Annotated in this window: 8 protein-coding genes; all 8 read left to right on the top strand. The window is 38.9% G+C overall.

Features of this window, described 5'->3' with window-relative positions:
- The first annotated feature begins 54 nt into the window (after positions 1-54).
- The 8 genes from CA730_RS14865 (at position 55) to asnB (ending at position 11,315) form a co-directional block, all read left to right on the top strand.
- Positions 55-1,614 (top strand): glycoside hydrolase family 88 protein, encoded by a 1,560-nt coding sequence (locus CA730_RS14865; RefSeq protein ID WP_096668413.1) that lies wholly within the window; start codon positions 55-57, stop codon positions 1,612-1,614.
- Between the two features lie 48 nt (positions 1,615-1,662).
- Positions 1,663-2,580, top strand: coding sequence for a glucosamine inositolphosphorylceramide transferase family protein (locus CA730_RS14860; RefSeq protein WP_096668411.1), 918 nt, complete (start codon positions 1,663-1,665; stop codon positions 2,578-2,580).
- A 66-nt stretch (positions 2,581-2,646) separates the two neighbouring features.
- Positions 2,647-3,990, top strand: a complete 1,344-nt coding sequence (locus tag CA730_RS14855; protein ID WP_172891195.1) for a flippase — start codon at positions 2,647-2,649, stop codon at positions 3,988-3,990.
- Positions 3,991-4,029: 39 nt separating this feature from the next.
- A complete protein-coding gene (locus tag CA730_RS14850; protein WP_172891194.1) occupies positions 4,030-5,253 on the top strand; it encodes a glycosyltransferase family 4 protein in 1,224 nt (407 codons plus the stop codon).
- 5 nt (positions 5,254-5,258) lie between these two features.
- A complete protein-coding gene (locus CA730_RS14845; RefSeq protein ID WP_096668405.1) occupies positions 5,259-6,713 on the top strand; it encodes an O-antigen polymerase in 1,455 nt (484 codons plus the stop codon).
- Between the two features lie 6 nt (positions 6,714-6,719).
- Complete coding sequence (locus CA730_RS14840) at positions 6,720-7,889, top strand: glycosyltransferase (protein ID WP_096668403.1); 1,170 nt, start codon at positions 6,720-6,722, stop codon at positions 7,887-7,889.
- Positions 7,890-7,945: 56 nt separating this feature from the next.
- Positions 7,946-9,142, top strand: a complete 1,197-nt coding sequence (locus CA730_RS14835) for a glycosyltransferase family 4 protein (RefSeq protein WP_096668401.1) — start codon at positions 7,946-7,948, stop codon at positions 9,140-9,142.
- Between the two features lie 223 nt (positions 9,143-9,365).
- Positions 9,366-11,315: an asparagine synthase (glutamine-hydrolyzing) gene (gene asnB, locus CA730_RS14830; protein WP_096668399.1), complete on the top strand. Its 1,950-nt coding sequence runs from the start codon at positions 9,366-9,368 to the stop codon at positions 11,313-11,315.
- The last annotated feature ends 298 nt before the right edge of the window (positions 11,316-11,613 follow it).

The following is an 11,613-nucleotide window of genomic DNA, read 5'->3' as shown; positions in this document are numbered from 1 at the left end:
CTAAGGATATAGTCAAAGACCAAAAATAATTATACCTATCCAAGGCAATTAAAGATGAAGCAACGTTCCCAAAAATTTATTGTTACTTTATTTTTAGCTACTGTGATGATTTTATGGTCTTACCAAAAGGGTTTAGAAGGATATAGTCTAGACCTAACTCATATCAAAGTTACAGGCAGCAAGCAAGAGGCTTACTATATCGCGGGAGATAAATTTCTCGTAGCTGGCTTTGACATGATGGATAGATATTGGAGTGAGATTGCTAAAACAGATCAGCATCTTTTGCGGGGTCACTTAGACAATTACTTACCGATCTCACTTAAGTCCTTAGATTATAAGCCCGCCAAAGCAATGATGGGTTTATTTGCTGAATCTTTCTTTTCTGCTCGCAATCCTAAGACAGAACTAATTCCCTTCTCCTATGACGCGCCAGATCAGTTTTCCAAAATGGGTACTGGGAACAAGCAACCTGTGGACTTAGTAAGTAAAGGAGTCGAAATTTGCCAGTGGTTTCCTGACGACTTAAATCTACTGAAAAAGTGTGTAGCCTTGGCGGAAGCAACTATCAAGTACTTTGACTTTAACCTGGAGTCGGGAAAGAAGGGTGGGATGTGGGGCTGGGTAGATGTGAAAGATGGCCAGCCAAAGAGCAAAGTGACGCTAACACAGGATTACGGTGCGGTAGCTAATGGGTTAGCCTATTTGTCCCAGAAAACTGGCAATCCTAAGTTTATAAAATGGGCGAATCAGAAGTTAGAGTTTGTCTGGGATAACCGAATGAACCAGGATCTGGCTTTACTAGAAGAGCAGTTCACCCCTACTCAAGCCCTCTTGCGTTCAGAGGAAAGGTCTAGCGATACAGACACCCTATACTACGTGAGGCAACTGTTCGATCTCCACAAACTGACGGGTGAAAAGAAATATCTAGATAGGGCCATGGCAGTTACGAATCTATGGTACGAGAAGGCGTGGGTCGCGCAGTGGGGTCACTTTATCCGCAAGCTTAATCCCGATGGGAAGCCCTCTGTGAATCAGCTTTATGGCGACGGTAAATACAACACTCTCTATATCCTAGTTCAAGCCTATCATGTCACCAAAGACGCTAAGTACATTCAGCGGTTCAAGCAAGCGTGGAACAATTTGCTAAATATGGGAAGCGATGGATTCGTACCGGAATATATTGAGCAAGGAAAGATGGTCAATAAGTATGGCTTAGATCAACAGCAGACTATCTTTCTGGACATCCTTGTAGCGGCCTATGAAGCCAGTGGGGATAAAGAAATCCTCAAGGCGGCAGAAGACCTAGGGAATCGGATATTGCAACGGGGCGAAAAGGTAATGCGGATGGAAGGGGGTCAAGCAGGACAAGCATTTTTGCGCCTGGCATTAGCACGGCAAAAAATCAGCCGTTTACAGGTGGCAGTAGGTAAAGCTGGTACGCCAATGAAGGTGACGCAGAACGGAAATAGGGTTCTAGAGGTTATTGTTCCCGCCGAGGTGGCAGTAGTTTATCTACCAGAAGGTATCTATAACTTAGAAGTTGGCAAGCATGGATTCAGTCGGAAAAAGAATATTCGGTTGGGTGGTAACAACAATGAGAAATTTTCTATTTAGCCCTAAATCAAAATATTGTTTGCATTGAATATTCGGAGATTAATAGATATGAATTTTGCCAAAAAAATTATCAAACACTTTGTCAACAGGAAAGAAAATTGGTCAATTGGCATTTATGTGGGTACATCTCTTGTTGATTTTGTTTCTCCCGAAAATATACAAAATCCAGTTTTAACAGCCAAAGATGTTAAAGATGTACCAGCCGAATTTGTTGCCGACCCGTTTATGCTAAATGAAAACGGTATTTGGTATATGTTTTTTGAAGTCATGAATGCTGCTGATCAAAAAGGTGATATCGCTTTAGCAACTAGCAGTGATGGTTTTGATTGGACTTATCAACAAATTGTAATTGATGAATATTTTCACTTATCTTATCCCTATGTATTTAAGTCGAATAATGAATACTATCTAATTCCAGAAAGTAATGAAGTCAACTCTATTCGCCTATACAAAGCAGTGGATTTTCCTACAAAATGGATTTTTGTAAAAGATTTAATGTCTGGCGATAAATATTCTGATGCTTCTGTTTTTTACTTCCAGAATTATTGGTGGCTTTTAACTTCAGTAAAAAGTAGCGATATTTTATATTTGTACTATGCAAGTGACCTTTTAGGAACTTGGATTGAACATCCTAAAAGTCCCGTTATCAAGGGCAATAAAAATATTGCTAGACCAGGAGGTAGGGTAGTAGTATCGGATGGCAAAATCATTAGATATACTCAAGATGATGAAGATTTATATGGGAATCAAGTTCGAGCATTTGAAATAACCGATCTGACAACTAAAAATTATGAAGAAAAACAAATCACCGAAAATTCAATTATTAAAGGAAGTGGCAGGGGCTGGAACAAAACAGGAATGCATAATATAGATCCTCATAAAATTGGTGAACATAAATGGATAGCCTGTGTAGATGGTTATCAAATATCTTGGAACTTCCGTAGTCGCAGGCATAATTTTTTGTGACTCACATAATTTATAAAAATTTATCAAAAATAGGTAAAATGGATGATGAAAATAAGGAAAACATTAGTGTGGACTTACTTACTCAAATTTATAAACCTTGTCAAAAATTTCCATCCAGAAAATCGTCAAATTATTGACAATACAGGCTGGCTTTTCTTGGGAAAAGTTTTTAGACTATTTATAAGTCTTTGCGTGGGAACATTAGCAGCACGTTATCTAGGACCCGACAGGTTTGGGACACTTCAATATGCTTTAGCTTTTTCCAGCTTTTTTCTGCCACTATCAACTTCACAAATGAGCAAGATTATAACTAGGGATCTGGTACGAGAACCAGAATCTAAGAATAAGATATTAGGGACAGCTTTTATTGTTCAAATAACTGGAGGAATCCTGGCAGCCACATTGTCAATAATGTTTATTAGGCTCATATCCCCCCAGTCTCTTTATATTCATTTGCTTGTGGCAATTGTATCTATTAAATTCATATTTAATTCTTTTCAACCAATTGAAAATTGGTTTGAGTCTCAGGTTAAATCCAAATTTCAAGTCTTAGCTAGTAATTTGGCTTTTGTGATTATAACTATCATAAAAATTGTCCTTATTATAGTTAAAGCTCCCCTGTTTTTGTTTGCAATTATCATTAGTTTAGAAGCGATAATTTATTCATTTATATTAATATTTTACTATCAAATAGATAATGAGAACATTAGAAATTGGAGAACAGATTTTAAATCAATAAAATATTTGCTACAAGAGTCATATCCTCAATTTCTATCAGCTACAGCTATTTTAATTTATTCCTCAATTGATCAGGTGATGCTAGGAAACATGGTTGGCAATAGTTCAGTCGGAATTTATTCCAGTGCCGTGATTATCTGCGAAGCCTGGTCTTTTTTACCGTTTATCATTAGTTCTTCATTATATCCAACCATGATTAAGGCTCAAAACCTGAGCAAATCTGTATACAGAAAAAAAATCCAGAAAATTTACGATTTAACTAGTCTTCTTTCCTATGCTATTATAATTTTAATCCTTCCCTTATCTGGCTTTTTGATCACCCTACTGTATGGAGCTAATTATCAATTAGCTAGTTCTATTCTTTCTGTTTATATATTTACTTCTCTATTCACATTTCAAGGAGAAGTGATGAGTAATTGGATAGTTGCAGAGGGATTGCAAAAGTTGAATTTGTACGCGAAATTAATAGGATTATGTGCAAACATTATGCTCAATCTTCTCCTAATCCCGCTTTACCAAGGGATTGGAGCAGCAATTGCAACTTTGATCTCTGCATCGATTGCAAATTATTTTTGCTTTCTTTTTTGGGAAAAAACTAGAGAAAACGCAATACTGACAACTAAGGCTTTATTCCTACCGCTGAGATTGCTAACTTTACTCCAGCGAAATTAAAGAGTTTATAAACAAAATAAATTAGGAGGCATGATGAAAATGAAGATATTATTGGTTTCTGGTGTATATCCCCCTAAAATAGGCGGTCCATCAGCGCAAACTCAACATATTGCCCGGAACTTGATAGCTCGAAATATTGATGTACATATTATTACTTATGGTAATCCAAATTCGAGTGGTATAATTGATGGCATACCCATAACCTTTATTGATGAAAGTCCCCGTCAGAATTGGCTAGATAAAATAGTGCGTAATGCCCGAATTTATTATGAAATGAATCGTATTATTGGCGATTTCAAACCGACTGTTTTACATATGCAAACTATGAGTTTCAATTTAACGATAATGACTGGTATTTTGGCTCGTTGTCATCGAATTCCATCAATTGTAAAGTATAGTTCAGACTTAGTTTGGGATATAATTAATCAAGATAAAATGATTAACGTTTCTGCTAAGAATCTACCTCAACAGTTATATACTTTTGTACTGGAGTTACTCCAAGGGTTTTTATTCTCAGTTTATGATTGCATTTGGGCGACTACACCACTTTATCAAAACCGCCTTGTGCAGCATTTTTCTATTTCTAATAATAAGATATTACTCCTGCCAAATTTTACTAAATTGCAACCTTTTGAAGCAATTGCCGCAGCCCGTAAATCTGCGGATTATCAACAAGGAGTCATTGAATCAGTCCCTCACCTAAAACCAATTGTCTTACTCACAGTTGCTCGTTTAATTCCCTTGAAAGGAATTGAAATTTGCCTTGAGGCAATTTCTCATCTGCTCGATCTTCCAGTTAGTCTTCGCATTATTGGTAGTGGATCTCCTGATTATGAGTTGTTTTTACGAGATATGGCAGAACGGCTTGGTGTTAGTAACCGGGTTGAGTTTGCTGGTGCAGTATCACCCACTCATATTCCTGGAGAATACCAGAGTGCAGATATATTTATCTTAGCCAGTTATTACGAAGCTTTTGCTACTGTTCTTATAGAAGCAATGGCTGCTGGTCTTCCTATCATTGCTTCTAATGTGGGTGGAATCCCAACTGTTGTAGAAAATGAAGTTTCTGGTAAACTCGTACCTGCTGGAGATGCACTCAGTCTGGCAATGGCAATACGTTTTCTGGTTGTCAATGAGGAAGAGCGCCATGCTATGGCAATTGCCGCGAAGACACGAGCAAAGATATTTGATTTTGAGATGGGTGTAGATAAACTCATTGAAACTTACAAACAGCTTCATGTTAATAAGAAAATAAATGAGTGATAAAAATGAATAATTCTACACTAACAAAATTAAAAACTGACAGTCATAGATACAATAATGAATCACCCTTTGTTCCTATGCACTGGCTTCACCGAATTCTACTAATTGCCATCATTGTTATTTATTTACTCTTTGTAGTTATTCAAGTATATTTTAACCCAAAGTCTACAGTTGCCTTACAATGGGTCAATTTAGGATTGGTAGTAAATTTTTTACTCCTACTCATACCTGTTATTTTTTATCAACCTTCCTATGGATGGTTTCATCCTTTAATATTCAATATTGTTCTAACTCTGATCCATGAAATACGTAAGACTCCTATTTATATAAATGGACTTGAATCACATATAGCTCTACCTAATTGGAATAGTGAAAGTTTGACTTTCTTATTAGCTGATAACGTATTTCTTAGTATAGTTGGTCTAGTTAGTTACTATTGTGGTTTCTTTTTCTCTCTGAGATTTGGTAATTTACAATTAACCTTTTTGCCACCTCGTCATCTAAAACTGAAAGTTTTGTGTGTAGTAATTTTCTCTATCGTAGCCTGTGCAGCTTATATGCAAATTCAAGGTGGAATTGCTGCACACATCCTCTCCTGGGGACAAGGACGACGGGCAACACTAGCGGGTCAATTCTACTGGCAATTTTTGATTCAATTTGGTGCTATTGCCTGCCTAATATGGTTAGCAAAAGATCCTAAAGCTCATTTTCAAGGACTATTCTGGATATGTTCATTAAGTTCACTTGTTATTAATTTTTTAAGTGGAGGCTCTCGTTCAAGTGTTATTTATTTTATCATTTTTGGGTTGCTAGTATCTATGATCCGCGATCGCAAAATTGCCTTCATGCAAATCCTAACTGTTGTTGTTATTGGCTTGTTTCTATTAGGTATATTAGGAGATTTTAGAAATAGCACCTGGAGCGGAGAAACTAACTGGAATACGTTAAATCAAGCTTCTCCAATAGAATCTATTTTCGGCTTGGCAACAGATGAATTGGGGGAACGAAGTGGAGAGGGAAGTGGTGAAATTCCCATTTTAGCTTTAGTACCTAATCAGGTTGATTTTCTCTATGGTAGATCTTATTTAGCCGCCCTAACAATTCTGATTCCCCGGGGACTTTGGCCAGGGAAGCCTGGATTGGTAGATGGTGTTGTTGGCAATACATTTTTTTATTTAGATATAGGTATTCCCATTGAACCTACTCTTGAAGCCTATTGGAATTTTGGTGTTCCTGGTGTATTTATAGTTTTCTTTGCATTTGGCCTTTTCCATAAATGGCTAGTTTGGACTTTCCGCAATTATGCCACAGAACCATTAATGATAGTTCCCTATGTACTCACACTCTATCTGCTCCAACCATCAGGACCAGGAATAATGAATTGGATTATTTCCCTCACCTCGATTATCATACTTTTCCGTGGATTTGGACTGTTGTCATTTCGATCAAAAAGTAGATAAAAACCTATGAACCAACAACAAAGTAAATTTGATACTCGAATACATATACTATTCTTTGTTCCCACCCTTGGTGGTGGTGGTGCAGAGATGCATTTATTGCGAATCATCAATCACCTTGATCCTCAAAAGTTTCGTTTTTCCCTGGCTTTATCTCGGTCTGGTGGTTCTTATGAATCTGACTTACCCAAGTGTGTCAAATTACATTTTTTAAATACAGGAAAAACTAATTCCAGCATTATCCGAACCATACGGTCAATAGCTCCACTTCGCCAACTTATTCAAGAGGAAAAGCCTGATATTCTCTGCTCAATCATGGATCACGCCAATGTAGTCGCAGCTTTAGCTGCTCGTGATCTGCCCAAACGTACAAAGGTTGTTCTCTGTGTTCAAAATCCTCCCACTGTTGAGCATCAACCCTCTTGGCATATTACTAACTTTGTGCTGTTATCACTAATTCCTAGGCTTTATCCACAAGCAGATCAGGTAATTGCCCTTTCTCAGGGTGTAGCTGAGGATTTAATTAGCATCTGTCCAAAAATTAGCAAATTAGATGTAATTTATAACGCTGGCTGGGATAGTAGGGTCTTGACTGGTGCGGCAGAGTGTATCCATCAGGAAGATTTACCAGCAAACGTGCCGCTAATTGTCGCCTGTGGACGACTGACTGATCAAAAAGGTTTTCCCTATTTGATTGATGCTTTAGCACAGGTGCGGCAAGTCATACCAGCACATTTGTGGATTATTGGGGAAGGGAAACAGCGCGGGATGCTAGAAAAACAAATTCAACAACTAGGATTAAATGATTGTGTCCGGTTACTAGGCTTTCAAAGTAACCCATACAAATATATGGCAGCGGCAGATATTTTTGTGCTGTCATCTCTCTATGAAGGTTTTGGAAATGTGATTGTAGAAGCTATGGCCTGTGGCACTCCCGTGATTGCGACAGATTGTCCCTATGGTCCAGGGGAAATTATTGAAAATGGTGTCAATGGTATTCTTATACCTCCGGCAAATGTGGAAGCTATAGCAGAAGCTGTTATTAGACTGCTAACAACAGATTCAGAATTAAAGCTGAAATTGTCTGAAAACGGAAAAAGCCGCTCTCAACAGTTTCATGCTCAGGTGATTGCGTCTACTTACGAGAAAATGTTTTTAGGTAATTCTTGTATTAATTAAAAATTGACACTTCCAGCCCGCTTTGTGCTTGAGTTTTCTACTTACCACATATCCTTATGAAAGTTGTCGTTGCACTTGAACATCGTTTTAATCGGACACCAGATGGGATTGTCTGGACACATACTCAGTTTCCATATTCATTTTGGCAGAGGTATCTAGAGGTTTTTGATCATGTGCGGGTGGTTGCCCGTGTTCAGGATGTCCTCTCAGTGCCGTCTGATTGGAGGGAGTCCAATGGCGATCGCGTTTCTTTTGCTCCTATGCCCTACTACATTGGACCAGCGCAGTATTTATGGCGATCTCTTCAGATTAAACGGGCTGCCCAACAAGCGGTAAACACAGAAGATGCAGTGATTTTTAGAGTAGATTCGACAATTGCTTCGTGTATTGAACCGAAACTACGAGCTACGAAACATCCCTATGGTGTAGAAGTGGTTTGTGATCCCTATGATGTCTTTGCGCCTGGTTCTATTAGGCATCCCTTGCGTCCGGTTTTCCGTTGGTGGTTTCCTCAGGTATTGCGGCGACAATGTGTTGGAGCTTGTGGAGCAGCTTATGTTACCGAAAGTGCTTTACAAAAGCGGTATCCACCAGGAAAACAGGCTTTTTCAACACATTACTCAAGTATAGATTTACCTGATGAAGCTTTTGTATCTGTTCCTCGCTCCCCTAAACAGGAAAGTCAGATTTTTACCATTATCTTTGTAGGGACATTAGCACAACTTTATAAAGCACCAGATATATTAATTGATGCTGTTGCTAATTGTGTACAGGAAGGACTGAAACTGAAACTAGTTCTTGTTGGAGATGGTAAGCATCGAAAAGAATTGGAAATGCGAGCAGCGAAGTTAGATTTAGGAGATTATGTAGATTTTCGGGGTCAGTTATCCTCAGGACAAGCTGTGCGTACTGAATTGGATCAGGCGGATCTGTTTATCTTAGCATCTCATCAAGAAGGTTTACCCAGAGCAATGATTGAGGCCATGGCACGGGCATTACCATGTATTGGTTCTACGGTAGGAGGCATTCCTGAACTGCTACCACCAGAGGATATAGTTCCACCTGCTGATGTCGCTGCTTTGTCCAGCAAAATTTGGGAAGTTGTGACTAACCCAGAACGCATGACGCGAATGTCATCTCGTAACTTAGAGAAAGCTAAAGAGTATAGAAATGAAATACTCCGGGAAAGGCAAATTGCTTTCTACCGTTATGTACGAAAAAGTACAGAAATATGGCTGAATGCACAAAAATAATTCAGAGGGAACAGGGAACGGGCAACTCTTAACAGAAAAAACTCATGTTTGAGTAGAACATGAGATGGAAATAATGACACTGTTTTTTTTCGGGCTACGCATCTTGTAAAAACATCTCTTTTTTGACTGAAGCTCTAAACTGGTGCAAATGAGTGTTTTTTATCTGTTCCCTATTCTCTGTTCCCTTTTTTTGTAAAAAGCATATTTAACTAAAACAATATTTATGTGTGGAATAGCTGGTTTTTGGGATATATCTAGACAAATCAGCACAGATTATCTACCAATAATTGTGCAGCAAATGTCAAAGTTATTAATTCATCGTGGTCCAGATGATGGTGGCAGTTGGGTTGATGGAGAGGTCGGAATTGCTCTAGGACACCGACGACTATCTATAGTAGACCTTTCACCACAAGGACATCAACCGATGATATCTACTGATGGTCGGTATGTCATTGTTTTCAATGGTGAAGTTTATAATTTCCCAGAATTAAGAAAGCAGTTACAAATTCTTGGATATAGCTTTCGCAGTGATTCTGACACGGAGGTCATGTTATCTAGCTTCTGTCAATGGGGAGTTTTAGAAGCAACCAAGCGTTTCAATGGGATGTTTGCTTTTGCTGTATGGGATCGTCAAGAACGGGTTTTACATTTGGGGCGCGATCGCATCGGCGAAAAGCCGCTATATTATGGTTGGTGCGGTCATACTTTTATATTTGCCTCAGAATTAAAAGCTTTCAAAGTCCATCCTGATTTTCAGCCAGAAATTAACCGCGATGCTTTGGATTTATTCCTCCGGTTTTCCTATATTCCTGAGCCTTATTCAATCTATCAAGGCATCTATAAATTACCACCCGCAACTCTCCTCAGTTGGAATGGGAAAACAACTGATCCCCAGCCAGTAACCTACTGGTCTGCAAAAACAGTTGCCGAATCAGGTGTTGCTTATCTCTTCACAGGCTCAGAAAATGAAGCTATAGTACACCTGGAGGTGCTACTAAAAGATGCAGTAAAAATGCGAATGCTGGCAGATGTGCCTTTAGGTGCTTTTCTATCAGGTGGTATAGACTCTTCGACAATTGTGGCTTTGATGCAGGCTCAAAGTCAGCAACCTGTGAAAACTTTCAGCATCGGTTTTCACGAACAAAATTATAACGAGGCTGAATATGCTAAATCTGTGGCACGGCACTTAGGTACAGACCATACAGAACTTTATGTAACCGCAAATGAAACTATGGGAGTAATTCCCAAATTACCAAGTTTATATGATGAGCCATTTGCCGATCCTTCCCAAGTTCCTACATTTTTAGTATCTCAACTGGCCAGAAATCATGTCACCGTCAGTCTTTCTGGTGATGGAGGTGATGAATTATTTGCTGGATATAAGCGCTATTTTTTAGCCCGGAGTATTTGGCAGAAGATGGGCTGGATACCGCAAACAGTTCGTTATTCTACGGCAAAAGCTTTAACTAGTGTTTCTTCCCAGACTTGGAATCGAGGTTTTGAGGGTGTAAATGCCATATTGCCAGCAAAATTAAATCTTGGCGATAAATTACATAAGTTGGCAGATGTTTTAGCAGTTTCCAGCCCCGATATTATGTATGCTGGTTTGGTGTCCCATCTGAAAGAATCAGAAAAAGTTGTCATTGGTAGTTCCGAACTCAGCACAGTTGTTAGTGACTGCAATTTCGGGTCAAGTTTACCGAATTTCACAGAACGCATGATGTACTGGGATTTAATCAATTACTTGCCTGGTGATATCTTGGTAAAATTAGATCGTGCCACTATGGGTGTGAGTCTTGAAGGTCGCATACCTTTTTTAGATCATCGGGTTGTGGAATTTGCTTGGCAAATCCCCCTATCCATGAAAATACGTGGTAATAAAGGTAAATGGTTGTTACGACAGGTTTTATATAAGTACGTACCCAGGGAATTAATTGAGCGTCCAAAAATGGGTTTTGGTATTCCGATTGGTGCATGGTTGCGTGGACCTTTACGAGCATGGGCAGAAGATTTGCTGGATGAGTCTCGATTGCGAAGAGAAGGGTATTTACATCCTCAACCAATTCGGCAAAAGTGGGACGAACACCAAAATGGCGATCGCAATTGGCAACATCATCTCTGGGTTATACTCATGTTTCAAGCTTGGTTAGCTGAAAAATCAGCCGGAAATTAGGATAAGTAGGTTGGTGTTAAAAATTGTTCGGAAAAAACTTCTGTTCTTCCCTCCCCTCTCCCCCTGCTTGCCTTCACCCGTCATTTTCGGGTTGACAGACTACTAGCCCTCACAGACAACTTTTTTCAGCAAACCCTACTTAGGGACTTCCAATTAAAAAAATACCCAAAAATTTCTTGTGGTGCAGGCCGAAAAGCCCGCTAATCATCAAGGACGGGCAGGATGCCCATCCCACAAAATTGGGTAATTTATTTTTTGGTGTTGCCTTAAATCATCAATCTTTACACCTGTTAAACAA

The sequence above is a fragment of the Dolichospermum compactum NIES-806 genome (genome assembly GCF_002368115.1).
Taxonomy (GTDB): Bacteria; Cyanobacteriota; Cyanobacteriia; order Cyanobacteriales; family Nostocaceae; genus Dolichospermum; species Dolichospermum compactum.
This window is presented reverse-complemented; position numbering and strand designations above follow the sequence as displayed.

Excerpts from the sequence above, each read along its gene's own strand:
- CA730_RS14835 (WP_096668401.1), top strand. The coding sequence starts at position 7,946 with ATGAAAGTTGTCGTTGCACTTGAACATCGTTTTAATCGGACACCAGAT.
- CA730_RS14865 (WP_096668413.1), top strand. The coding sequence starts at position 55 with ATGAAGCAACGTTCCCAAAAATTTATTGTTACTTTATTTTTAGCTACT.
- CA730_RS14845 (WP_096668405.1), top strand. The coding sequence starts at position 5,259 with ATGAATAATTCTACACTAACAAAATTAAAAACTGACAGTCATAGATAC.
- CA730_RS14850 (WP_172891194.1), top strand. The coding sequence starts at position 4,030 with ATGAAGATATTATTGGTTTCTGGTGTATATCCCCCTAAAATAGGCGGT.
- CA730_RS14840 (WP_096668403.1), top strand. The coding sequence starts at position 6,720 with ATGAACCAACAACAAAGTAAATTTGATACTCGAATACATATACTATTC.
- asnB (WP_096668399.1), top strand. The coding sequence starts at position 9,366 with ATGTGTGGAATAGCTGGTTTTTGGGATATATCTAGACAAATCAGCACA.
- CA730_RS14860 (WP_096668411.1), top strand. The coding sequence starts at position 1,663 with ATGAATTTTGCCAAAAAAATTATCAAACACTTTGTCAACAGGAAAGAA.